This window comes from Klebsiella sp. CN_Kp097, assembly GCF_040064495.1.
Taxonomy (GTDB): domain Bacteria; phylum Pseudomonadota; class Gammaproteobacteria; order Enterobacterales; family Enterobacteriaceae; genus Klebsiella; species Klebsiella aerogenes.
The window spans coordinates 287,869-311,604 of the sequence record NZ_JBEAIL010000005.1 but is presented as its reverse complement, the minus strand read 5'-3'; the positions used below and the strand labels follow the sequence as shown (position 1 = coordinate 311,604).

Sequence of the window (23,736 nt, the reverse complement as noted above, 5' to 3'; positions counted from 1 at the left end):
GAAATTGTCATTTTTGCATATGGTTCTATTTTAACCTTAGCCATAGACTTTCCTCTATCGTTATTAATTACCAGAGCCAAATAACATGAAAAATAACCCTCAACTGATTATCCTTACGTTAATTTGTCTGCTAACGGTTATGATGTGGATCCCCTATATTATTGCCAGAGCCACACGTGCTAACGTCGCGCCCGCAGCGGGTAATGGCCATTCGCCATCAATCGGGACGGCGCCCTGGGCGCAGCGTGCGCAAAAGGCGCACGCCAACGCGGTAGAAAACCTCGTTATTTTTGCCCCACTGGTTGTGGCCGCCGCGTTGCTTAACGTCAATAACGCCATAACGTTAATTGCGGCTACAATTTATTTGCTCGCGCGCATCGTCCATTATATTGCGTATACCGCCGGGATCCCCGTTATCCGGACTCTCGCCTTTCAGAGCGGTTTTGTCGCGACGGTTACTATTGCGATAGTTATTTTAAGTTCCGTTTTTTGAGGTTAAAAACTCCCGGCATTCGCTGCCAACGCCAGGCTTTGTAGCGCCGTCTTCAGCCATTTGGTTGCCCCTCGCTGCCCGCCGCGTTTATGGGAATAGATCTTCACGGTGAACGGGCTGATGGCGAACGGCAAAGGAAAAATCGCGATCGGGGCGGCATGAAGGAACTTCTCTGCGGCATAACGAGGAATCGCCATTAACAGATCGCTTTGCGCCACAATAAACGGCGCGCTAAGCATTGAGGGGGTTTTGAGCGCTATCTGCCGGGTATAGCCTAATTCCTGCAGACGTAAATCCAACACCCCCTGCTTTTCGTTCCACGGCGTGACCACCAGATGGCGCGCGGCGAGATAATCCGCCAGCGTCAGCGCCGTGCGACGGGTATGGCTGATAACCACATACTCATCCTCAAACCAGTCAATTTCCTCGAGTTCATGATGACGAATATCTTCAGCGGTGCTGAAGCCCAGCGCCAGATCCACCTCCCCCGCCAGTAGCTCCGTCAGCGCCGGGCTATGTGGCAAATAACGGAGCTCAAAACGCAGGCCCGGCGCTTCATGCTGCAGCTTTTGCATTAGCGCAGGGAAAATGCATAACGCGGTGAAATCGGTAATGGCTATCTGGATCCGCTCGGTGCTGTCGGCGGCACTAAATTCTGGCTGTCGCGTGAGTTCCTGATTAAGCAATTTCAATACTGAAGCGATGGAGGGCGCGAGTTGCGTGGCATAGACGCTCGGGCACATCCGATGCCCTTCGCGAAAAAACAACGGATCGTTCAGCGCCACGCGCAGCCGCGACAGCGCGTGGCTCAACGCGGATGTACTCATCGCCAGCTCATCGGCGGCGAGACGAACGGAACTGTGGCGATAGATGGCATCAAAAACAAGCAACAGATTGAGATCGAGGCGTCTGAGCGCCGGATGCATAATATTCATCATTGGGTGATTTCATTGCACTTAATTCTTCTGACAATACCCCCTATGCTTAGCGTCATCAATATCATTAACGTGTGAATACGACAGGAAAAATAATGAGTATTACGATTCGACAGGCCCGTCCGGACGATGCTTCTGCCATCTACAACATGATTTATGAGCTGGCGGTGTATGAAAAAGCCCCGCAGGAAGTGGTTACTACCCCCGACGAGATCCGCGAAACCTTGTTTGGCGACGACAGTAAGACCGAAGCGCTGATCTGCGAAATTGACGGTAAAACGGCGGGCTATGCCGTGTTCTTCACCAGCTATTCAACCTGGCTCGGACGCAACGGTATTTATATGGAAGATTTGTATATCTCACCGGATTATCGCGGCCAGGGCGCGGGTCGAGCGCTGCTAAAAACCATTGCCCGGTATGCGGTTGCGCGCCGCTGCGGACGCCTTGAGTGGAGCGTGCTGGACTGGAACCAGCCGGCCATTGATTTTTACCTCAGTATTGGCGCCGCGGCGCAAAGCGAATGGGTTCGCTATCGCCTCGATGGCGAAGCGCTGGTTAATTTTGCGGAGCAATAACATTGGTTACAGCATCACTCAGCTTGCTCTTTGCAAAAAGCACAGCAGCCCCGAAAGAGCGGAGCTGCTGAAAGGCAAGTTAGTACGCTGTTTCAGTCTGCGATGAATCCTGCACTACCTGTAGAATATTGGCCGCGGCGGCGGTACCCATTTTGACGTAAGAGGCGTCGCTTACGCCGCCAACGTGCGGAGATAGAATGACATTTTCGACCCGCTCCCAGATGTGCGGCGTGGTGAGTGGTTCGCTGTTAAAGCTATCGAGCGCCGCCCAACGCACCCCCCCTCCTTTTAGCGCCGCTGCCAGCGCTGCATCGTCGATTAATCCGCCCCGCGCGGTATTGACCAGGATGGCGCCGGGTTTACACTGTGCCAGCGTAACGGCATTTATCATTCCCCGATTTTGCTGCGTTAAGGGACAATGAATGGAGACAACATCAGCCTGCGCGAGAAGGTCTTCGAGTACATCAACACGTTCGCATCCGGGAGGAACCGTGGCGGCATAAGGATCGTAAGCCAACACCTTCATACCGAAGGCGCCGGCAATTTTCGCCACCCGACTGCCAATCGCCCCCAGACCAATCAGCCCCAGCGTTTTGCCTTCCAGTTCGAGCGATTTATGCGTCGATTTATCCCAGTGCCCTTCGCGCAGGCGGCGGTCAAGCGGAATGATTGACTTGGCACAGGCCAGAATTAATGCCCAGGCGTGTTCTGAAACCGCCGCGGCGTTAGCGCCTGTCGCCGCGCGAACCATGATGCCGCGCGCCGCCGCCGCTTCGACGTCAATGACATCAATGCCGCTGCCATGCTTGGAAATGACCTTCAACGCCGGAGCGGCATCCATCACAGATGCCGTAATCTTGCCATAGCGCACTAATATGGCGACCGGATTATGCTGCTGACATAATTCTATCAATTGGTTTTCTGTTGGTTGGCGGCCAGCAAACACGAGCTCATAATCTTCCAGCATGCCGAGCGCCGCTTCGGCCAAATCGCTGCCGGTTACCAGTACGACTTTTTTAGCGCTCATGGCAATGCCTCCCCTTCGCTCAGCATACCCGCCTGACGCAACGCATTCTCCAGCCAGTGTGGGCGAAGATCGCCATCGTGGATAGCCGACAGACGTTTGACTTCCCCTTCCAGTTTACCTTTCGCCAGCTCAATGATGGTGCCTACTTCATCGCGGGGGATAACCACCACGCCGTCAATATCCCCTACCACCAGGTCACCCGCCTGCACCGCGGCGCCCGCGACCGAAATAGCATGATTGACCCGGCCTGGAATGAACTTGGTTGGACCACACGGATTAAGACCGGCTGCGAAAACAGGAAAGCTTTGTTTACTTAAGGTTTCAGCATCGCGAACCGCGCCGTCAATGATGATACCTGCGATGCCGCTGGCCTGCGCCTGCGTGGCCATGATCTCACCCAGTAAAGCGCAGGAGAGATCGCCCTTGCCGTCTATCACTAACACATCGCCAGGTTTGGCGACGGCCATCGCCGCGTGAATAGCCAGATTATCTCCCGGACGGACCTCTACGGTAATCGCCGGGCCGGCCACAGCCATGTTTGGCGCCAGTGGCTTGATACGGCCATGTAATGTGCCGCGGCGTCCGGCTACGTCGGCGAGAATCGCCGCCTGATATTCAGCGGCCTGACGGACCTCCTCCGCGCTAACGCGCTCAATATCCACATTGATTAATTTCTGTTGTGATGCAGGCATGGTTAGTCTCCATTTGTTTTACTATGTACAACACGGATGTACTATATAAAACAACTATACGAGCATTGCTTCTCTTTTCGCCAGCGCTGAGAGCGTGTTTGTGATGTAAACACGATGTTAATCACAAAATTCAGGTACAATTTTGTTCGGCCAAAAGGAGAAAATGATGGGGAATGAAGGCGTAATTGCCGTTGAAAAGGCGCTCGCTTTACTGGATTGCTTCCGGCCCGGTAATGACAGCCTGACGTTAACTGAGCTGGCCCAGCTTTCGGGATACCACAAAACCACCGTTTATCGCTTAATGAATTCGCTTGAGCGTATGAACTACATTATCCGGCATGATGATGGCACCTATACGCTCGGCCACCGTCTGCTCTATCTCGGCAAGCTTTATGAGCAATCATTTCAGCTTGCGAGAATTGTACAACCGGAATTGCAGGCGCTGTCTCAGGCCTCCAGTGAAAGCGCGAGCTGGTATGTGATAGAGGGCGGCCAACGCCTGTGTCTGTTCCGCGCCGAAGCGTCAGAGGGATTACGCCATAGCAACCTGCCCGGCAGTCAATTTCCACTGGATGGCTCCGCTATCAGCAAAGTTTTACGTCATTGGGGACTGGGTGAGGCGCTTTCGGAAGACGAAGAAACGCTGCCGTTCTATACCTCTGGCGCGCGCGATCCGCACACCGCGGCCTTCGCGATGCCGGTTTTTGGCGTCCACGATAACCCCATCGCGGCACTGGCGCTGACAGGACCGTCATCGCGTCTGACTGCGGACCGCAAAGAAAGCGGCCTCAGCCAGCTAATGCGCGAGACGGCCAACCGCCTGTCGATCAAGTTAGGAGCCAGTAAATCCTTCTGCGAAACGTTTTACGATATAAAAGAATAACGTATGTTGAAAAGGCGGGAAAAACCCCGCCTTTGCTTATTAATGGGTGACCGGTTTTTCCTGACCGGCAGGCTGCGAGTAACGGCGTCCCATGATCAGCACCGCGATACCGCCTGCCAGGCACAAGCCAGCCAGTGGTAGCATCGCCAGCGTATGGCTTCCTGTCTGTTCGCTAATCACACCATAGGCATTCACCATCACCACTCCGCCAATCAGATTAGCTATCGCGCCGATTGCCGCCAGCCCCGCGGCGGCTGAGGTGCTGCTCATCCAGCCTGAGGCCAGCGCCCAGAATGGCCCCTTCGCCGAATAAGCGCCAATTAATATGGTACTGAGAATAACAATGGTAATCGGCAGCGAGAGATTGATGAACGCCGCGAACACGCCAGCCGCAATCATAAAGAGGGTGAGAGCCGTGTGCCAGCGACGTTCATTAGTGCGATCCGAACTCCGACCCCAGACAATCATCAGCACCGAGGCCAGGCCATAGGGGATAGCATTAAGCAGCCCGGTAGTCAGGTTATCAAGATGGAAAGACTTCAGTAGCTGTGGAGACCAGACGCTAAGCGTGGTGCCAGCAGACGACGCGCCGGCATAAATCAGCGCCATCAGCCAGATTTGGCGGTGCTTCAACAGCTGCCATGTGCTGATGTGGCCGATCTGTTTCTGCTGTTGACGCTCTGCCTGAAGGGTGTTTTCCAGCCACGCTTTCTGCCGCTCGTTCAACCAGCCAGCCTGATGTGGGCGGTCCCGCAGGATAAAAAATGCGGCTATCCCCAGCAGCACCGCAGGCAGCCCCTCAATAATGAATAACAGATGCCAGCCGCGCAGCCCAAACCAGCCATCCAGCGTCAGGATCAAACCTGAAAGCGGTGAACCGATAAAGTTAGCCAGCGGAATGGCCACCATAAAAGAGGCAATAATACGCGCCCGGTAACGCGAAGGGATCCACCAGGTAAGATAGAGCACCACGCCCGGGAAAAAGCCCGCTTCCGCCGCTCCCAGCAGAAAACGCACGATATAAAGGGAGGTTGTATTTTGCACCAGCGCCATGCACATCGATACCACTCCCCAACTGATCATTATCCGCGGGAGCCACAATCGCGCGCCCACCTTCTGCATCGCCAGGTTGCTGGGTACCTCAAATATAAAGTAGGCGACAAAATATAAGCTGCTGGCGAAGCCAAAAGCCGCCTTGCTCAGGCCCAGATCCTCATTCATCTGTAGCGCAGCCATACCTATATTGCCCCGGTCAATAATCGAGACCAGATAGCTTACGACCAGAAAAGGCAGGATGCGCCAGATAACCCGCCGCATGGTCTCTTTTTCCAGCGCATCGTTGTCGATAGCGCTATTCGGTGATTGTTCGGTCATTGTTTCCTCGCAGGGTTTCATTATGTTTATCAGGAAAACGATGTAGAGATATCATGCCTTACTTCAGCTTGACGCCTCTGGTTTCTGGCGCCAGCCACACCACCACCATTGCCGCCAGGAAGGCGACCACGGTAGTCGCCAGTCCCGCAGTGAAACCGCCGGCGCTGGCCACAGCGCCGATGAGCAGGGGCGCGATAAATCCGCCCAGCCGGCCTCCGTTGTAGGCGAGCCCCATCAGGAAGCCACGCGATGACGTGTCTCCGATGATTTCTGCAAGGAATGGTCCAGATCCGGCAAAAATCCCGTTAACACCAAAACCAGCCATGAAAATCGCCAGCATCAGAATGAAGGGTTGAGTGGTCACAAGGTAAAGCGCGACGGCAATGGCGCCCGTTAACAGATAAATCAGGAACATCGGACGGCGTCCCCATTTATCCGCCAGTACTGAAAAGACCAGAAAACCTGCGATCGCCCCGACCTGCAGCGCGAGCACAAATTTCAGGCTATGTAAAAAATCCAGATGTTTTACTTCTCGTAGATAGGTGGGTGTCCAGGTAAATACCCCCCAGAATAGATACTGAATAAAGAAGATAAAGACGAAAGCCAGCAGCAGGCCTTTCAGATTGTGTTTGCCCAGTTTCGAGGCAGGTTGAGTGCGCTTAGCTTTCCCCTGCTGTCGTGCAAGCCAAACCTGTGATTCCGGCGTGAACCAGGCCACCACGCTCATAATGAATACCGGCAGCGCGCCTATCATAAACAGATAGCGCCATGCGCCCTGCTCCAGGCCGCCGTTAACCGAGCTCACGATTGCCGTCAGGCTGATAGCCAGAATAGCGCCAACGGGTAAGCCCATTTGCATCAAAGCGCCGCCGCGCGCGCGCCGCTCTGGCCGCCAGGTTTCAGCAATCAGCGCCGCACCTGACGTCCACATTCCGCCCATACCCAGCGCACCGCAAAAACGCAAAAGTGCGAAATGCTGTTGATCGTGCGTAAAGGCTAACAGTCCGGAAAAGAGTGAATAGATGGCGATACAGGTCATGGCCGTTTTTACCCGACCAATTTTATCGGCGATAAAACCAAACAGGATCCCGCCGATGATCTGTCCACCGGCCGTGACGCTGATAAACAGTCCAAGTTCGCTTTTATTCACGCCAAACACCACTCCTAATACCGGCAATAATAATGAGAGTAGAAATGAGTCGTAGCTTTCAAATGCCCAGCCAAGGCCGCCCAGCGCCAGAGTTCGTTTCTCAGCCACGTGCTGAGGCAAAGCGTCAGGCGTCGCTTTAGTCGCAGTAAACTGCTTGAGCTCGCTTTTACTGGTCATTGATATTCTCCACAGAGGTTATCCGGTAGCAGGTTGCGGCAGTGCGCCAGAACAACTGCGCCTGTTCATCAGGGGAAGCCTGTTGCGCCAGGCGTTTGCACGCATTCCAGAAGACGCCGTAGCTGAACATGCCTTTGTCGACCGGAAAGTTACTCGCAAACATGCAGCGTTCCGCACCGAAAAGAGCAATGATGGTCTCAAACCACGGTTGCCATGCCTGTGCCAGCATTTGCGAATCCGGCGGCGTTTCTGCCGCTGCGAAGGGAAATCCCCTGACCGTCATACCAAATCCGCTAATTTTTACGCATACGTTCGGCAGTTCCGCCAGATGTCGCATACTGCTTCGCCACTGCTGAAACATGTCAGGATCTCTTTCTGAATAAGGCCCTACGCCGACAGGCCCGCCGCAGTGATCGAGCACAATCTGTAGCGTTGGTATTTGCCGCGCCAGCTCGGCAATTTCATCCAGTTGCGTGTGGTAAACCCACACATCAAGCGACAATCCATTTTGTGCGAGGCAGGCAGCGCCCCGGCGGAACGGTTCGCTCAGGGCCAGTCCTGCCGGTGGTGTAACCGGGCTGGACGTGACCCGCGGATCCGGATGCCAGGCCAATGGATTACGCATTCCGCGCAACCGCCCGCCTGATAAAGCCAGCGCGCTCTCGATGGCAGGCTGCATCGCATCGCCCGCCAGCAAGCTCAAGCCGCCGATGATGGCTTCACATCCAAGAGCGTTTGCATAATGTCCGCTGGCGAACATCGCGGCTATCCCGCTGGCAAACTCAATTTCACCAAGCGGTTTCAACGTTTCCGGCCCGTGGCGACGCAGCATAGAGCGGCATTGCACGTAGACCGAGGAGAAAACGCGATGCCCTGAGGTCTGGATATCGTCGCTGAACTCATGGGTGAGATAGCGTCCGGTTTGCCGATCCCAGAGATGATGATGCGCATCAATAATGGGCAGCTCGGGTTGTAGTGGCGGCTCACGATGTAACGCAAGCCACTCGTTTCTGACCGCAAGATGCGGTGCGGTAACGATCTCCATGAACACCTCGCAATTGTTGTACTATGTACAACCGTGTTTTATTTTACAAAACTACTATAACGAGGCTGGCGTGTTTTTATCCAGTTAACGATTGGTTTAAATGATGTAAATAAGAGGTGAATCACAGATGTTTAAAGTCGCTAAAGAAGGAGAACGTTGAGAAAAAACAAAAATAAATTTAATTTCAATAAGTTATAATGTCATACCGCTCGTCGCAGCCAGATATCTGGCAAACCTTACGTCTGCCAGACCCATTCACTCTGTCCATTTACGGATGACTATTCGATGAGTAAAGCGTTATATCGCCATGGGACTTTTCAGCTTCCAGACCAGCGCCATACCGCAGATCATCGCCACCGCCGCCAGTAATGCCAGTGACGAAAGACCAAACCTTGCCGATACCAGGCCGCCGACAAGCGCGCCAGTGCCGATGGCAGCATTGAAAATAGCGACATATAAGGCGGATCCAGGCTGCGTCGCCTCCCCTGCGCTTTGTAGCAGCCAGGTTTGCAAGCCAACGAACACGATAGCCATGCCCGCGCCCCATATGCCGAGCAATACCGCGGTGAACCAAAGAGGAAGCGAGGACAGGCTCTTCATCCCCAGCATCCCCAGCGCGCCTGCGCTGAGCAGCAGTGATGTCATAATCAGCAACCTGATATGTCGATCGATGAGTTTGCCGGCGATGAGATTTCCCAGCAGCCCGGAAAGTCCTGACATCAATAACAGCGCGGAAATCGTTGATGTCGGTATACCACGGGTTTGCGTTAGCAACGGCTCAAGATAGGTGAAGGCAGCAAAATGCGCGGAAATAACGCAGGCTGTAGCGCCGAACAATGAAAGCAGTAGCGGATTCTTAACTATCCCAACGTAAACCTTCAGCCTCAACGGCTGCGGAGCCGCCAGCGTGGGGAGCGTCCAGAGCAAAGCCACGGCGGTGGCTAGTGAGAGCAGTGAAATCGCGCTGAATGCCTGTCGCCAGCCGACCATGTCGGCAATAAAGCTCGATAGCGGCACGCCCAACACGCTGGCCGCCGAAACACCGGCGAAAATCACCGAGGTGGCCAGCCCCAGTTTATCAACCGGTACCAGTTGTACCGCCACGGTGCCTATTAGCGCCCAGAATGCGCCATGCGCCAGCGCCCCTGTCATCCGCGCCGTCATAAACGTCTGCATGGTGTGCGACTGCGTCGCCGCCAGACAAGAAAATGCGAGGATTAACATCAATACAATCAATAGCGCCTTCCGTGAAATCCGGGCGGGCATCGCGCCGGCCAGTAAAGCGGCCAGCGCGGCCACCCAGCCATAAGCGGTGACGGCAAGACCCGCTCCCGCCTGCGACTGATGCAAATCGTTCGCCAGCGCGCTGAGCATACCGACCGGCGCCAGCTCGCTGGTCACAATCGAAAATGCGCTGACGCCCAGCGCAGCTACGGCGAGCCATGCGCGCACTGGCGTCGGGTTGGCCTGTAAAACGAGGTCGTTCATGTCTTCTGTATCCCTGGGTAAATGGCTAAAAAAGAGTTGGCTTGCCTGATACGGTTGAAGTTCCGCGTCGTTGCTTATTGCCTTCTCTTGAGGTGAAGTGCAGTATCATTCCAGGAGAAGTGATAAAACAGACATGAAAACGGAGAGCCGTTTTCCAAAAATGGAAAATAATGAAAGCAGATTTTAACTGGGATGATACGCGGATTTTTCTGGCTGTGGCCCGCTCAGGTACGCTAAGCGGCGCGGCAGAAACGATGGATATGGGCATCGCAACCCTGTCAAGAAGACTCGACCGGCTGGAAAAATCATTGGCTGTCCCCCTTTTCAGCCGGCATCAAAGCGGCTACCGGCTAACGGATGATGGCGAGGCGCTGCTGGCGCGAGCAGAGGCGCTCGAGCATGCAGGGCTCGCCTTTGGCGAGACGGCGAGGCTGCAGGGGAACGTTGCCGGGCTGGTCCGGCTGGCTACCTCGGACAATCTGGCGGCGCATTTTATTCTGCCTTCACTCAACGGCTTGATGGAAAAATATCCCGACCTGCGGGTCGAGGTGCTCAGCGGCGTGCAATCCGTCAACCTGCATCGACGGGATGCCGATTTAGCCATTCGAATGGTCAAACCGGAAAGCGGCAACCTGACGCTGAAGCGTCTCGGGAAGGTGGGGTTTGGTCTGTACAGCGCCGATACCGGACAAGCAGGCTCTACCGACATCGCGTTCAACCATGCTCAGTACATTGGCTGGCCAGAATCACACCAGCATCTGCCCGCCGCGCGCTGGATAACTCGAACGCTTCGCGGCAGGCCGTGCCGGGTGGAAGCCAACACGCTGCTGGCGCAGCTGTCGGCGGTCTCAGCCGGCCTGGGGTTGGGCGTGTTGCCACACTTTATGGCGCGGAAAAATGGCCTGCAGTGCGTGAATGCGGATATCGGCGTCGACCAAACCCTATGGCTGGTGATGCATTCCGATTTAGCCCATTCGCGGCGCGTCAGAGTGGTGGCCGATCATTTAATTGCCCTATTTGATGAGATTAAAGATCAACTGACATCGCCATAACTCTATAAGCGCTCGCCGCCAGATACAGCCCGATGCCGTAGGCCAGGTGCGCCAGCAGGCTCAGCGAACGCGCCAGCCATGGTCGGGGAGTCCGTGAGGCCGCGACGCCAAAACCAAATGCGGGCTGCAGGATCAAGAACGGCGCGAATAAGGTTACGACCCCTGACAGCAGCGCTGTCGCCAGAGTGGGGGCATAAAACCAATCGGCGCCGCTCAACACAAGCGGCACCGCCGCAAAAGCGATACCGATCAGATAATGACATAACCAGCCGATAAAACGCTCCCCCTCTAGCGGAGGGGTTGCGGCGATGGTGTTATGCCGCACTTTCCCCCGCGAAAGCCATAACGCCCAGCGACCGACCAGCGCATAGTTCAGCGGCGCAATCTTGAGTATATGCTTCTGAAAGAGCGACCATAAATCCATGACTAACGTGGCGCCGAGGCCCGTTACTAAAATTTGCACAACAACCATGATATTCAATTTCTTCTTCCTTTTATGCGTCAATGCTACTCTGTCGACGAGTGTGCAACTTAAAGCGAGGTTTAAGTCAATCATGAAAGAACTGGATATCCGCGAGGTCGCGGCGCTGTCCGGCATTACGCCTTCAGCGCTGCGGTTTTATGAAAAGAAAGGTTTGATCAAGCCGATTGGTCGTCATGGTCTGCGAAGGCAGTACCATGAAAATGTGCTGAATAAGCTGGAACTGATCGTGTTGGGACAGGCCGCCGGCTTTTCGCTTTCTGAAATAGCCGGGATATTTAACGCTGACGGCAAGATAGCCATTGATAACCACCGGCTTGAGCAGCGCGCGAAGGAAATTGATAACACCATTCGCCGATTACAGCTGTTAAGCCAGGGGCTAAAACACGCTGCCCGCTGTACTGCGCCGGAACATATGCAATGCCCTGAATTTAAAAAAATTGTGGCGAAAGGAATTCGGTTCTTAAAATGATCGTCCCTGAGCGATGCCGCTTTTTACTCAGATTACGGGGTAATTATGGCGCTCCTAACAAGACGTGTAGTACCAGGTTACAGCCAACGAAGCAGACCCCACTTAGATATAAGCCACCTCAGTCCATCTTATGAAAATTGGAGTCCTGTTTTCATCTCAAACCAACCAAAAGGTAATGGCGATCACGACAACTGCGAATATCGCTGTCGATCCCCAGGCAAAAGAAGGCCAGAATGTTACTGCGAGCATCCCGAATCCAAGAATAAGTAGTACCGGGATCAGGGTGCTGGCAAAGTACTTCAATTGAGTAGACAACCATCGTTTTAAAAAATTATTCATCTGATAACCCGCATAATTGCGTCAGCAATGTCATTGTCTGATGTTGGTGTGAGAAAGTGGTGATCGTTTATACCGATAACATGTATTTGATCTAGTTATATAAAAGTCGTGAGGATAATTATCCTCCACAGGGTTCATTGGGAAAAGGAAAAACAATTGACGAGAGATGACTTTTCAACCAAATAGTCGTTTGGGCGAGTTAGTTCCCGAGGCTCCCCCCACTTCCACCTGATAAAAAAAGGGCACCTCACCCCGCGTACACAGAGAGAACGGGATGAGGTGCCAAGGTGCTAAATGAAAAAGCGGTTATTCGTGATTAGCGATTCATCTGAAACAGCGACATACCCTGCATATCGCTGAAAGTTTTATAAGATGCCTGCAGCGCCGCCTGCTGCATAAAATAAGAAGAGATAGATTCCGCAAGATCAGCATCGGTCAGGGCGCTCATCTGCAACTGGTTGGTCATATCACGCTCTTTACCGATGCTATCGAGTTGATCCATCTCCTGCAGCTGGTTACCCAGCTCGGCGCGCACGCTTAATACCTTGTTGTAGGAGTTATCGAGGCCGCGGTTGGCCTTCGCCAGCGCATCGTTCACCTGCTGTTTGGTGGCGTCATCGGCCCCCTGCAGCGGCGTTTTCAACGCCTCCAGCGCAATATCGATACTGGCGAACACATCGGCGACCGGCGCACTGCCGTCCGGCTCCGGCTTCGGATTGCTGGTCAGCGCCATAAATACCGAATTACCGGTATGGCCGATGGTCATCGTACGGTTGGCGTCAACCTTCTGTTCCACAGTTTTATTGCCGCCCTGATAGCTAATCTTGCCATTAGTATCGACAAATGGCGGCTTGTCATTCTCATAGCCGCCAAACAGGTAGCGTCCGTTGCCGTCGGTACTGTTGGCCTGGTTGAGCAGTTGATCCTTCAGCCCCTGTAGCTGGGTCGCCAGCGAATCGCGGTCGTTATCGCTCTCGGTGCCGCCGGCATTAACGATCAGCGCCTTGATATCAGAAATCGTCGAGGTGGCTCCGGAAAGCACGGTCTCTTCCATCGATACGCTCTGGCGGGCGAAAGTGCGCGCCAGGGTGTACTGATTGTTCTCGGCCTGCGATTGCGACAGCATCACCGCCCGCGATGCCGCCAGCGGATCGTCGGAGGGATTAATCACCTTCTTGCCGGTTGAAAGCTGCTCGGCGGCCTTCATAAACAGCGACTGATTGCCGGTGATGCCGGTCATGTTCTGTTGGTACATCATGCTGGTGCTCATGCGCATGCTGTCAGTTCCTCAATACAATCAACGAATATTCAGCAGCGCGTCGAACAGCGAGCTGGCGGTCTGGATCACCTGGGCGTTCGCCATGTAGTACTGCTGGAAACGCAGGAGCTCGCCATACTCTTCGTCGAGGTTTACCCCGGAGAGCGACTGCTGTTGACGGGCCAGTTGGGTGACGATACTGGACTGCGATTCGCTGCTCACCTTTGCGGCGGCGGTCTGGTTGCCCACGCCGCTGACGATCCCGGCGTAGGCGCCGCTAAGCGTCGCTTTGCCATCCACCAGGTTTTTGGTCTGCAGATCGAGCAGTTTTTTAGCGTTATCGTTATCGCCGCGGCCGCTGTCATCTTTACCGGCGGCGGCGATTTTCGCTGAATCGGTAATCGCCACTTTCAGGTTGCCCGCCACGTCGCTGACCGGCTTCACCGTAAAACTATCTTTCTGCTGCGGGTTGCCATCAATACTGACTTCGAGACCATCAAAGCTCAGCGTCGGGTTACCGGCTGCATCTTTACCGGCGGTGGCGTTGACTTTGACGTTGTCCGGCAGACGGCTGACCTGCCAGTTGGCGCCGTCATACTCTACGCGGTAATCGTTGGCTTTTACCTTGCTGGTATCGGTATACGACACCGACAGCGAGGCATCGCCGGTATTGCGCGTGTTATCAACCACCCGCGCGCCGCTGAAGCTGAAGAAATCGCCCCCCTGCTCACCGTTGAGATCGAAGCCCTCGCGGTGTTGCTGGTTAAAGCTATCGGCCATCGCCAGCGCCAGTTGGCCGAGTTGATTGCGCACGCCGTCCAGCGTCTCGCTGCGAAAACGCAGTACGCCGCTCAGGCTGCCGCTGGTGATCTGCCCTTCCGGCACTTCGCTGGCGCCGCTGCCGCGGTTATAGCCGAGAGTCAGGCGCGAAGAGTCGCTGCTGGAAGGGATCGCTTCCACCTGATAGCTGTTGTTGCCCTGCACCAGGGTCAGGCCGTTGGCGAAGGAGACGGTATAGGCGTCGCCGTCCTGCTGGGTTACCTGAACGCCCACCAGTTGGTTGAGTTCGCTGACCAGCTGATCGCGCTGATCGAGCAGCGCGTTCGGTTCGCCGCTGGCGCTGCCGCGCAGGCGGGTAATCTCATCGTTAAGACGGGCAATCTGCTGGCTATAGCTGTTAATCTGCTGGGCAGTGTCATTAATCTGCTGATTAACGCCGCTGTCCATGTCGCGCAGATATTTATCGGTATTATTAAACTGGTTTACCAGGCCGTTAGCCTTGCCCAGCACCGTCTGGCGCGCCGCGTCGTCGCCGGCGTTGCTCACCAGGTTCTGCAAATTGGTGAAAAAATCCTGCAGGCTGCCCGACAGGGTATTGGTTTTGCTGGCCAGCAGATTATCGATCTGCGAAATCTTTTCGTAGTAGGCGTTCTGCGAACCGGCCGCGCTCTGCGCGCCGCGCAGCTGGTTGGTGATGAACTGGTTATATTCGCGGTTCACGCTGGTCACGGTCACGCCGTTACCGATAAAACCGTTCATAGTGGCCAGGCCGCCGTTTTGGGCCAGAATCGCCGTCTGCCGGTTATAACCCGCTACGTTGTAGTTAGAGATATTGTTGCTGACGGTACTGAGCGCCACCTGCGCCGCATTCAGTCCGCTCATCGCCGTATTGATTAAGCTATTGGACATCAGGGTTCCTTATGCTGCCAAGTCAATTCGCTCAGCTTGCCCTTGTTATCGGCCGGAGAAGTAAAAACTTGAGTAAATCTGCCTGCAAAATTCCGCAGCCGCTTTTATGCCGGATGGCGCTACGCTTATCCGGCCTACGCGCTGTGCGATTTGGTAGCCCGGAGAAGGCGCGACCTCCGAACCTAGAACAGATCGTTAATATCCGCGGCATAGGCTTTCACCGCCTGCGCCCCGGCGTGCTTCATCTGCTGAATCACGCTGACCAGCTTGCTGGCGTACTGCGGGTCGGTGGCGTAACCTGCGCGCTGTAGCTCGTGCGCCGCCTGCTCCGGAGTGGACGCTTCGGCAACCGAGGCATAGCGCGGGTTGTTGGTCAGCAGCTTGACGTAATCAGCAATCGCCGAGAAGTACGAATCGTAGACGCGGAATTTGGCCTTCACCTTCTTCGCCACCCCCTGTTCAAACTCAGTGGTGGTGATCTCGGTAACCGGCCCCTTCCAGTTGCCCCCGGCTTTAATACCAAACAGGTTGTAGCTCGGCGAACCGTCAGCGGTCGGGATTTCGCGCTGCCCCCAGCCGGATTCCAGCGCCGCCTGGGCGACAATCAGCTGATGCGGGATCCCGCTCTGCTCGCTGGCGGCGCGCGCCGGCATTGACAGACGGGCAACGAAATTGCCGTTGTTGAGCGATAGCGGCGCGGCGACCGGCGGCGCTTTCGGCACCGCCCGGCGGATCATCTGCTCCAGCGCCTGATTCGGCAGCGTCTGCAGCACCTCATTATCCAGCGCCATCGGCGCGGTGCCCGCCGTTTCGCTGGGGACCGCGTTGGCGTTGCTCATCTGCTTGACCATCATGTCGGCCAGCCCTAATCCCTTTTGCGACATCTGCTGAGCAATCTGCTGATCGTACATCGAGGTGTAAAGCCGGGTCTGGTCGCTGCTGAGTACGCCATCCTGCGGTAGCGCGGCGCGCATGCTCTTTAGCATCATCTGTACAAACATGCCTTCGACCTGCTGCGCCACCTGCTTAAGGTTACCCTGCGGGTCGGCGGCGGCATCGCGCTTCAGGCCGTTCAGCGCCTGGGCGTCATAGGCGGCGCCCGACATCGCCATAACATCGCTGGCCATTAGATAATTTCCAGTTTGGCGCGCAGGCAGCCGGCGCTTTGCATGGCTTGCAGAATCGACATCAGGTCGATTGGCGTCGCTCCCAGCGCGTTCAGCGCGCGCACCACATTGTTGAGGTTGGCGCTGGCGTTGATTTTCTGCAGTGAACCGCCCTGCTGCTGCATTGAAATCTGGGTATTCGGCGTCACCACCGTCTGACCGCCGCCAAACGGCGTCGTCGGCTGGCTGACGCTGGTTTGTCTGTCGACCACCACCGACAGGTTACCCTGAGCCACCGCGCAGGAATCAAGGATCACCTCGCGATTCATCACCACCGAACCGGTACGCGAGTTGATGATCACTTTGGCGTCCATGGCGCCAACGTTAACGTTGATATTCTGGATCTCGGCGAGGAAACGCACCTGCGAGCTATTGCCCTGCGGCACCAGTACCTGAATGGTACGCGCATCGAGCGGCGATGCGGTGCCGCCGCCGCGCTGGCGATTAATCGCATCGCTAATCTGCTGCGCGAGGGTGAAATCTTCATCATTGAGCTGCAGGTTGAGCACCCCACCGCTGCCGAACGTGGTCGGTAGTTCGCGCTCGATGGTGGCGCCGTTGCTGATGCGTCCGCCGGCCAACTGATTGACCTGTACGCTGCTGCCGCCCGCCGCCGCGCCGGCGCCGCCCACCAGCACGTTGCCCTGCGCCAGCGCATAAACCTGGTTATCCACCCCTTTGAGCGGTGTCATCAGCAAGGTCCCGCCGCGCAGGCTTTTGGCGTTGCCCATTGATGAGACCACCACATCGATATTCTGCCCCGCGCGCGCGAAAGGCGGCAGCTTCGCCGTGACCATCACCGCGGCGACGTTCTTAAGCTGCATGTTGGTGCCCGGCGGCACGGTAATGCCGAGCTGCGATAGCATGTTGCTCAGGCTTTGGGTGGTAAACGGCGTTTGCATGGTCTGGTCGCCGGAGCCGTCGAGCCCCACCACCAGGCCGTAGCCGATTAAGGCGTTATCGCGCACGCCCTGTACCGTCACCAGATCGCGAATACGCTCCGCCGTCGCCGGTAAGCTGGCCGCGCCGATTAATAGCGCAATGATGAGTTTTTTAACCATGTGAATCTCTTTTCAGTAACAGCGCAAATGGCCCGCTCATTAGTACGGGGAGACGTTGAGGAAGAACCGCTGCAGCCAGCCCATCGTCTGCGCTTCATTGATGTAGCCGTTGCCGACATACTCGATGCGCGCGTCCGCCACCTGCGTTGAGGTAACCGAGTTGCTACCGCTGATGGTGCGCGGGTTAACCACCCCGGAGAAGCGGATGAACTCGGTGCCCTGGTTAATGGCGATCTGTTTTTCCCCCACCACGTGCAGGTTGCCGTTGCTCAACACCTGATTAACGGTGACGGTAATGGTGCCGTTGAAGGTGTTATTGGCGTTCGCCCCGCCTTTACCGCCAAAACTGTTATCGCCGGAAATATCCATATCGGCGCGGGCGTTGCCCAGCAGGCCGTCTAAGTAGCGCGGCGCGGTGGCGACGCCAAACTTGCTGGAACCGTTACGGCTGGCATTGGCGGAAGAACTCTTGCTGGCGCTGACGTTTTCCTGCAGCACAATAGTCAACGTGTCGCCAACATTGCGCGGGCGGCGGTCTTCGAACAGCGGCTGATAGCCGTAGTTCATCGGCTGCGCGGCCTGAAAAATTGAGCCGTTCGGTACCGGCGCGGTCGGCGGCGCGGGCTGCGCCGAGGTCGAACCATCGACCAACGGTTTATGCGGAATGTACGCGCAGCCGCTCAGCGTCAGCATCACCATGCCCGCCAGCAAGCGTTGTCCCTGGCGCGGCAGGGTGGCCATCGAATGTGTGGTTACCACGGGGTATCGCCTTTGTTACACCAAAAAAGCGACGGGCGCGGCAGGCGACGCCCGTCATCAAACATTACAGCTGGGTCAGTTTCTGCAGCATCTGATCCGACGTCGAAACCGCTTTGCTGTTGATCTCATAGGCGCGCTGGGTCTGGATCATATTAACGAGCTCTTCCGCCACGTTGACGTTAGAGGTCTCGACATAACCCTGGTAGAGCATACCGGCGCCGTTCAGGCCCGGCGTGCTCTCATTCGGCGCGCCGGAGCTTTCAGTTTCCTGGTACAGGTTCTCGCCCACGCTTTCGAGGCCGCTGTCGTTAATAAAGGTGGTTAACGTCAGTTGCCCGACCTGCTGGGCGGCGGTCTGACCCTGCTGGGTGACACTCACGATGCCATCGCGGGCGATGGTAATGGTCAACGCGTTGGCCGGTATGGTGATCGCCGGCTGTACCTGGAAGCCGCTGGCGGTCACCAGTTGGCCGTTCTGATCGATCTGGAACGAGCCATCGCGGGTGTAAGCCTGGCTGCCGTCCGGCAGCAGCACCTGGAAGAAGCCCTGGCCTTTAATCGCCACGTCTTTGCTGTTGTTGGTCTGCGACAGGTTACCCTGGCTATGCAGACGCTCGGTGGCGACCGGGCGCACGCCGGTACCGATCTGCAGGCCGGAAGGCAGCGTGGTCTGTTCGGAGGACTGTGCCCCCGGCTGACGCATGGTCTGATACAGCAGATCTTCAAACACCGCGCGCTGGCGTTTAAAACCGTTGGTGCTGACGTTAGCCAGGTTGTTGGCGATCACGTCCATATTGGTCTGCTGCGCATCAAGACCGGTTTTCGCAATCCATAAAGAGGGAATCATTGGTTATTTCCTTTGGCCGCGGGCCGACTGGCTATCAGCTGACTGACAGCAGAGAGTTCGCCCGCTGTTCGTTCTCATCCACGCTGTGGATGACCTTCATTTGCATTTCAAAGCGACGGGCGTTGGCGATCATATCGACCATGGTCTCCATCGGCTTGACGTTACTGCCCTCCAGCACGCCCGGCATGACCCGCACCTGCGGGTCGTTGGCCAACAGATTGCCGCGGCGCTGCTGGGTTTCCGGGGTCAGGCGGAACAGGCCGTCATCGCCGCGCATCACTTCGCGCGCATCGGCTTTCACCAGCTTCAGGCGACCAATCTGCGCGATGGTGTTCGGTGGGTCACCGGGGTTCAGCGCCGAAATGGTGCCGTCGGCCGCGATAGTGATTTCCGCCGATGGCGGTACCTCAATCGGCCCGCCGTCGCCCTGTAGCGGCATTCCCTGCACCGTCAACTGACCGTTAGCCGAAACCTGAATGCTGCCGTTGCGGGTATAGGCTTCGCCGCCGCCCGGCAGGCTGAGCGCCAGAAAACCGTCCTGCTGCAGCGCCACGTCCAGCGGGCGCCCGGTGTAGTTCAGCGCCCCCTGGCTCATATCGGCGCCCGGCGTCGAGGCCGCCACCAGCGTGCGGGTGGCGAGGCTCGGCCCGTCAACCGGCACCGCGCGCAGTGCGGCGAGCTGGGCGCGAAAGCCCGGCGTCGAGGCGTTGGCGAGATTGTTGGCGGTAATCGACTGTTGCTCCAGCGTCTGGCGCGCGGAGCCCATCGCGGTATAAATCGCGTGATCCATAACTCAGTTCCGTTAGCGCAGGCTGACCAGCGTCTGCAGGATCGAATCCTGCGTCTTGATGGTCTGGGCGTTGGACTGATAGTTACGCTGGGCGACAATCATGTTCACCAGCTCCTGGCTCAGGTCGACGTTGGAAGACTCCAGCGCGCCGCTGGTCAGCTTGCCAAAACCGCCGCCGCCGGAGAGTCCCACCCGTGGCTGGCCCGAGGCGCCGGTCTCCTGCCAGACGTTATCGCCCTGTGAAGCCAGCCCTTCCGGGTTGGAGAAGTTGGCCATCACAATCTGCCCCAGGACCTGGGTCTGCTGGTTGGAGTAGATACCGACGACGGTACCGTCATCGTTAATCTGGAAGTTGGTGTATTCACCGGCGGCATAACCATCCTGCGCCACTTTACTCACCGAATCGCTACCGACGTTCTGCTGCATACTACCGGCGAAGCTGAGCGTGAAGTTCTGCGCCGGGGCGCCGTCTTTCGCGCTCATCGGAATGGTCATACTGAACTCGCCCGCCTGGCCGTTAACGCTGACCAGGTTGCCGCTGGTATTGAACTCCATGGTGCCCGCGCTGACCGCAGCCGCGCTGCCGTCCTGGGTATAGACCTGCCATTTGTTATCGTCGGTTTTCACGAAATAGGCGTTGATGTTGTGGGCGTTACCCAGCGAATCGTAGGCGGTGATGGTGTTGACGTAGTTATAGCTGTCCTGCTTCGCCGGGTCGAAGGTCTTGTTCTCCGGCACTTTATGCGTCGACTTCAGATTGGCGACCATTTCGCCGGAAGTCGACGCTTTGGCGTTCATCATTCCTTCCGGAATGCTCAGCGGTACCGGGTTGGCGCCCTGCTGAATGGTCGGCGGCGTGCCGGCGGCCGGATAGCCGGTCAGCTGCAGCCCCTGCATATTGGTCAGATTGCGGTTTTCGTCCAGCTTAAACTGGCCGTTGCGGGTGTAGAAAATACCGCCGTCTTTATCCTGCATGCGGAAGAAGCCGTTGCCGTTAATCGCCACATCCAGCGCGCGGCTGGTGCCGGTAGTGGTGCCGCCTTTAAAGTTCTGGGTGATCCCGGAAACTTTAACCCCCAGCCCGACCTGCGAACCGGCGAACATATCGGCGAACGACACGCTGCCGGATTTAAAACCCGCGGTCGCGGAGTTAGCGATATTGTTGCCAATCACGTCGAGATTGGTGGCCGCCGCATTTAAGCCGCTGACTGCCTGAGAAAAGGCCATGTTACTCTCCAAATATTGAGGATATCGATAAAATCAGGTGCGAATTACAGGATCTGCCGCACTTCTTCGAGACTGGCGTTACCGGCAAGGCCGAGATCCAGCTTCGCGCCGTTGCTGTCGTTAATCACACCGTTAACCATGCCGAAGTGCAGGCTACGCGCCACCAGCTGCTCGCCGTTGCTCTTGGCGTTAATCGCCACTTTATAGGCGCCGTCCGGCGCGGCGGTACCATCATCCAGCGAGCCGTCCCAGGTGAAGGCGTGCACCCCGGCGGTGAGGCCGCCAATCTCAATGGTCCGCACCACCTGGCCGTTGGCGTTGGTGATGGTTGCCGTCACCTGGTCGGCGGCGCGCTCCAGTTCGACGCCAAACGGCGTGGTGCTGACCTGGCCTTCTTTGCTGCCGACCAGAATGTTATTACCCGGTACCATCACGCCGTGGCCGATCAGCGCGCTGGCCTGCAGCGACTGGTTGCTGTTGATCTGCCCGGAGATCGCGCCAAGGGTGGTGTTGAGTTTTTCGATGCCTTGTACGGTATTAATCTGCGCCAGCTGCGAGGTCAGCTCGTTGTTCTGCATCGGGTTGGTCGGGTCCTGATTTTTCAACTGCGCCACCAGCAACGTCAGGAAGCTGTTATGCAGATCCTGGCTGGTGCTGCTTTTGCTGGCGGAATCAAGAACCGCGTTGTTGGTCGATTCATTGGTGGTTGCGGCAATAGCCATCGGGAGCTCCGGTTACTGACCCAACGTCAGGGTTTTCATCATCATCGACTTAGTGGTGTTGAGCACTTCGACGTTGGCCTGATAGCTGCGGGAGGCGGAGATGGTGTTAACCATTTCGCTTACCACATCGACGTTCGGCATCCGTACATAACCCTTAGCATCGGCCAGCGGATTACCCGGTTGATAAACCATCCGCGCGGGCGCCGGGTCATCGACCACCTGCGAGACGCGCACGCCGCCTGTCTGCTGCCCTGGTGCCGCGGCCACTTCGAACACCACCTGCTTCGCGCGATAGGGTTCGCCATCCGGGCCGGTGACGCTATCGGCGTTGGCCATATTGCTGGCGCTGACATTCATCCGCTGTGACTGGGCCGAGAGCGCCGAGCCGGAGATATCAAAAATATTGAGTAAAGACATTGGCCTTATCCTTGTTGCAGCACCGACATCATCCCTTTGATCTGACCGTTGAGCAGCGTCAGGTCGGTCTGATATTTCAGGCTGTTGTCAGCGAAGTTGGTGCGTTCACGATCCATGTCCACCGTGTTGCCGTCCATCGACGGCTGGTCCGGCACCCGGAACAGCAGATCCAGCTCCGGCGGCTGCATGGTCTGCGCCGGAATATGACGCGCCGCCGTCAGGTTCAGCGCCATGCCGTTGCCGTTTACCCGCCCCTGTTGCAGGACTTTATTCAGTTGGCTGGCGAAATCGATATCCCGCGCCTGATAGCCCGGCGTGTCTGCGTTGGCGATATTGGCGGCCAGTATTTCCTGGCGCTGGGCGCGCAGGTTCAGCGCCTCCTGGCCAAAACGCAGAGCAGCGTCCAGTTTGTCGAGCATGCTCCCTCCGCAAGGTTAGAATTTGGAGCCGACAGCATAAACGCCCCCTGCGCCAACCTATCGCGGGAATAGGGGCAAAATGGGCCGCTATTTATCTGTTTAGTCCCTCGGGGCAGCCGTTACACTTAACCCCTTTCCGGGTGGCGTGAGGGGAACGCGATGAAAAGTAAAATCCTGCTGGTCGGCCTGCTGTGCAGCCTGAGCGCCCGCGCCGACACGCTGGCGACGCAAATCGAAAGCTTCATTAAAAGCAAATTCAACGATAATGCCGTGCAGGTGAAAGTGCTGGTGCGCACGCCGCCCGCTCAGTGGCCGCCGTGTGAATTACCGCAGTTGTCGCTGGCGCCCAATGCGCGAATCGGCGGCAATATCAGCGTCTCCGCCCGCTGCGGGCAGGAGCGGCGGTTTATTCAGACCCAAGTGCAGGTATTTGGCCGTTATCTGGCGGCGGCGCGCGGTATTAGCGGCGGAACGCCGCTGACCCCGGCGGATGTGGTGCTAAAATCAGGCAGGCTCGATACCCTGCCGCCGCGTACGCTGACCGACAGCAAAAAAGCGCTGGGCGCGGTGACGCTGCGAAATATCAGCCCAGGCCAACCGCTGACGCTCTCTATGTTGCGTCGCGCGTGGGTGATCAAAGCCGGTCAGCCAGTGCAGGTCATGGCCGAGGGGGACGGCTTTAGCATCAGCGGTGCCGGTAAGGCGATGAATAACGCGGCAGCCGAAGATAGCGTGCGCGTGCGCATGGTTTCCGGCAAAATCGTCAGCGGTATCGCCGGGGAGGATGGATCCATCCGTATTACGTTATAAAAAAGTAAAGGTTTGCCAGCCCCTGCCGATAACCCCATTAGAAACCCATTTTGGAGATGGACCATGAGTATCGATCGCACCCAGCGGTTACAGCCGGTTTCCACGGTGCAGCCGCGTGAAACCCCGGCCGACAACCCGCTTCAGCCGCGCAAGGCCACCGCGGCGGAAACCGCCGTTAGCGCCACCAAAGTGAAACTGAGCGATGCGCAGGCGCGGCTGATGCAGCCGGGCACCCAGGATATTGATATGAACCGGGTCGAGGCTATCAAACAGGCGATTCGTAGCGGCGAACTGAAAATGGACGCGGGCAAAATCGCCGACGCCCTGCTGCAGGATGCGCACAACGATATCCAGCGCCTTGCCGGTAGCAAAACAGATAAGGCCTGAT

26 protein-coding genes are annotated in these 23,736 nt (G+C 56.7%); 7 read left to right on the top strand and 19 right to left on the bottom strand.

Going from position 1 to position 23,736, the window contains the following annotated elements; genetic code table 11:
- Window positions 1–85 precede the first annotated feature (85 nt).
- Complete coding sequence (locus tag ABLV07_RS08165; protein ID WP_045360132.1) at window positions 86–493, top strand: MAPEG family protein; 408 nt, start codon at window positions 86–88, stop codon at window positions 491–493.
- Window positions 494–495: 2 nt separating this feature from the next.
- Here ABLV07_RS08165 and ABLV07_RS08160 read toward each other — a convergent pair whose 3' ends face one another.
- A complete protein-coding gene (locus tag ABLV07_RS08160) occupies window positions 496–1,431 on the bottom strand; it encodes a LysR family transcriptional regulator (RefSeq protein WP_015704947.1) in 936 nt (311 codons plus the stop codon).
- 92 nt (window positions 1,432–1,523) lie between these two features.
- On the opposite strand from ABLV07_RS08160, the gene ABLV07_RS08155 reads away from it, so the two are divergent.
- Entirely contained in the window at window positions 1,524–2,003 is a 480-nt protein-coding gene (locus ABLV07_RS08155; RefSeq protein ID WP_015704946.1) for a GNAT family N-acetyltransferase, read from the top strand.
- Between the two features lie 79 nt (window positions 2,004–2,082).
- Here the strand turns inward: ABLV07_RS08155 and ABLV07_RS08150 are convergent, their stop codons facing one another.
- Together ABLV07_RS08150 and ABLV07_RS08145 are read right to left on the bottom strand one after the other, a co-directional pair.
- Complete coding sequence (locus ABLV07_RS08150; protein WP_154105299.1) at window positions 2,083–3,030, bottom strand: hydroxyacid dehydrogenase; 948 nt, start codon at window positions 3,028–3,030, stop codon at window positions 2,083–2,085.
- Window positions 3,027–3,722, bottom strand: a complete 696-nt coding sequence (locus ABLV07_RS08145; protein ID WP_015704944.1) for a diguanylate cyclase — start codon at window positions 3,720–3,722, stop codon at window positions 3,027–3,029. The genes ABLV07_RS08150 and ABLV07_RS08145 overlap by 4 nt, the downstream gene beginning before the upstream one ends.
- A gap of 166 nt (window positions 3,723–3,888) precedes the next feature.
- Here ABLV07_RS08145 and ABLV07_RS08140 point away from each other — a divergent pair, with 166 nt between their 5' ends.
- The gene (locus tag ABLV07_RS08140) at window positions 3,889–4,605 is read left to right on the top strand and encodes an IclR family transcriptional regulator (RefSeq protein ID WP_015704943.1); all 717 of its coding nucleotides are present in this window, start codon (window positions 3,889–3,891) and stop codon (window positions 4,603–4,605) included.
- Between the two features lie 39 nt (window positions 4,606–4,644).
- Here ABLV07_RS08140 and ABLV07_RS08135 read toward each other — a convergent pair whose 3' ends face one another.
- The 4 genes from ABLV07_RS08135 to ABLV07_RS08120 form a co-directional block, all read right to left on the bottom strand.
- A complete protein-coding gene (locus tag ABLV07_RS08135; RefSeq protein WP_015367312.1) occupies window positions 4,645–5,979 on the bottom strand; it encodes an MFS transporter in 1,335 nt (444 codons plus the stop codon).
- 58 nt (window positions 5,980–6,037) lie between these two features.
- Window positions 6,038–7,306, bottom strand: a complete 1,269-nt coding sequence (locus tag ABLV07_RS08130) for an MFS transporter (protein ID WP_015704942.1) — start codon at window positions 7,304–7,306, stop codon at window positions 6,038–6,040.
- Window positions 7,296–8,351 (bottom strand): amidohydrolase family protein, encoded by a 1,056-nt coding sequence (locus ABLV07_RS08125; protein WP_020079213.1) that lies wholly within the window; start codon window positions 8,349–8,351, stop codon window positions 7,296–7,298. The genes ABLV07_RS08130 and ABLV07_RS08125 overlap by 11 nt, the downstream gene beginning before the upstream one ends.
- A 297-nt stretch (window positions 8,352–8,648) precedes the next feature.
- On the bottom strand, window positions 8,649–9,839 hold the full coding sequence (locus ABLV07_RS08120) for an MFS transporter (protein WP_348853445.1): 1,191 nt from the start codon (window positions 9,837–9,839) through the stop codon (window positions 8,649–8,651).
- A 170-nt stretch (window positions 9,840–10,009) separates the two neighbouring features.
- Here ABLV07_RS08120 and ABLV07_RS08115 point away from each other — a divergent pair, with 170 nt between their 5' ends.
- Entirely contained in the window at window positions 10,010–10,891 is an 882-nt protein-coding gene (locus ABLV07_RS08115; RefSeq protein WP_032711333.1) for a LysR family transcriptional regulator, read from the top strand.
- On the opposite strand, the gene ABLV07_RS08110 is transcribed toward ABLV07_RS08115, so the two are convergent.
- Entirely contained in the window at window positions 10,866–11,372 is a 507-nt protein-coding gene (locus ABLV07_RS08110; RefSeq protein WP_348853447.1) for a DUF2938 domain-containing protein, read from the bottom strand. The genes ABLV07_RS08115 and ABLV07_RS08110 overlap by 26 nt on opposite strands.
- A 73-nt stretch (window positions 11,373–11,445) precedes the next feature.
- Between ABLV07_RS08110 and ABLV07_RS08105 the strand changes: the two genes are divergently transcribed.
- Entirely contained in the window at window positions 11,446–11,844 is a 399-nt protein-coding gene (locus ABLV07_RS08105; RefSeq protein ID WP_047041803.1) for a helix-turn-helix domain-containing protein, read from the top strand.
- A 655-nt stretch (window positions 11,845–12,499) separates the two neighbouring features.
- Here ABLV07_RS08105 and flgL read toward each other — a convergent pair.
- From flgL to flgB, 11 genes are all read right to left on the bottom strand, one after another.
- Window positions 12,500–13,459: a flagellar hook-associated protein FlgL gene (flgL, locus tag ABLV07_RS08100; RefSeq protein ID WP_015704938.1), complete on the bottom strand. Its 960-nt coding sequence runs from the start codon at window positions 13,457–13,459 to the stop codon at window positions 12,500–12,502.
- A 21-nt stretch (window positions 13,460–13,480) separates the two neighbouring features.
- Window positions 13,481–15,130: a flagellar hook-associated protein FlgK gene (gene flgK, locus ABLV07_RS08095; RefSeq protein ID WP_042892837.1), complete on the bottom strand. Its 1,650-nt coding sequence runs from the start codon at window positions 15,128–15,130 to the stop codon at window positions 13,481–13,483.
- Window positions 15,131–15,312: 182 nt separating this feature from the next.
- Window positions 15,313–16,257 carry a flagellar assembly peptidoglycan hydrolase FlgJ gene (gene flgJ / locus ABLV07_RS08090; protein WP_045386413.1) on the bottom strand — a complete coding sequence of 315 codons (945 nt, stop codon included), beginning with the start codon at window positions 16,255–16,257 and terminating at the stop codon, window positions 15,313–15,315.
- Entirely contained in the window at window positions 16,257–17,357 is a 1,101-nt protein-coding gene (locus ABLV07_RS08085) for a flagellar basal body P-ring protein FlgI (protein WP_015367323.1), read from the bottom strand. The genes flgJ and ABLV07_RS08085 overlap by 1 nt, the downstream gene beginning before the upstream one ends.
- Before the next feature lie 39 nt (window positions 17,358–17,396).
- Window positions 17,397–18,098 carry a flagellar basal body L-ring protein FlgH gene (gene flgH / locus ABLV07_RS08080; protein ID WP_015367324.1) on the bottom strand — a complete coding sequence of 234 codons (702 nt, stop codon included), beginning with the start codon at window positions 18,096–18,098 and terminating at the stop codon, window positions 17,397–17,399.
- Between the two features lie 82 nt (window positions 18,099–18,180).
- On the bottom strand, window positions 18,181–18,963 hold the full coding sequence (flgG, locus tag ABLV07_RS08075; protein ID WP_015367325.1) for a flagellar basal-body rod protein FlgG: 783 nt from the start codon (window positions 18,961–18,963) through the stop codon (window positions 18,181–18,183).
- Between the two features lie 34 nt (window positions 18,964–18,997).
- Complete coding sequence (locus ABLV07_RS08070) at window positions 18,998–19,753, bottom strand: flagellar basal body rod protein FlgF (RefSeq protein ID WP_348853449.1); 756 nt, start codon at window positions 19,751–19,753, stop codon at window positions 18,998–19,000.
- A gap of 12 nt (window positions 19,754–19,765) precedes the next feature.
- A complete protein-coding gene (flgE, locus tag ABLV07_RS08065; protein WP_015367327.1) occupies window positions 19,766–20,980 on the bottom strand; it encodes a flagellar hook protein FlgE in 1,215 nt (404 codons plus the stop codon).
- Window positions 20,981–21,024: 44 nt separating this feature from the next.
- Window positions 21,025–21,702, bottom strand: coding sequence for a flagellar hook assembly protein FlgD (gene flgD / locus ABLV07_RS08060; protein ID WP_348853451.1), 678 nt, complete (start codon window positions 21,700–21,702; stop codon window positions 21,025–21,027).
- Window positions 21,703–21,714: 12 nt separating this feature from the next.
- Window positions 21,715–22,119, bottom strand: coding sequence for a flagellar basal body rod protein FlgC (gene flgC / locus ABLV07_RS08055; protein WP_015367329.1), 405 nt, complete (start codon window positions 22,117–22,119; stop codon window positions 21,715–21,717).
- 5 nt (window positions 22,120–22,124) lie between these two features.
- Complete coding sequence (gene flgB, locus ABLV07_RS08050) at window positions 22,125–22,538, bottom strand: flagellar basal body rod protein FlgB (RefSeq protein ID WP_015367330.1); 414 nt, start codon at window positions 22,536–22,538, stop codon at window positions 22,125–22,127.
- A gap of 159 nt (window positions 22,539–22,697) precedes the next feature.
- Here flgB and flgA point away from each other — a divergent pair, with 159 nt between their 5' ends.
- Window positions 22,698–23,348 (top strand): flagellar basal body P-ring formation chaperone FlgA, encoded by a 651-nt coding sequence (gene flgA / locus ABLV07_RS08045; RefSeq protein WP_032711329.1) that lies wholly within the window; start codon window positions 22,698–22,700, stop codon window positions 23,346–23,348.
- A gap of 63 nt (window positions 23,349–23,411) precedes the next feature.
- Window positions 23,412–23,735 (top strand): flagellar biosynthesis anti-sigma factor FlgM, encoded by a 324-nt coding sequence (gene flgM / locus ABLV07_RS08040; RefSeq protein WP_015704933.1) that lies wholly within the window; start codon window positions 23,412–23,414, stop codon window positions 23,733–23,735.
- Window position 23,736: the final 1 nt, after the last annotated feature.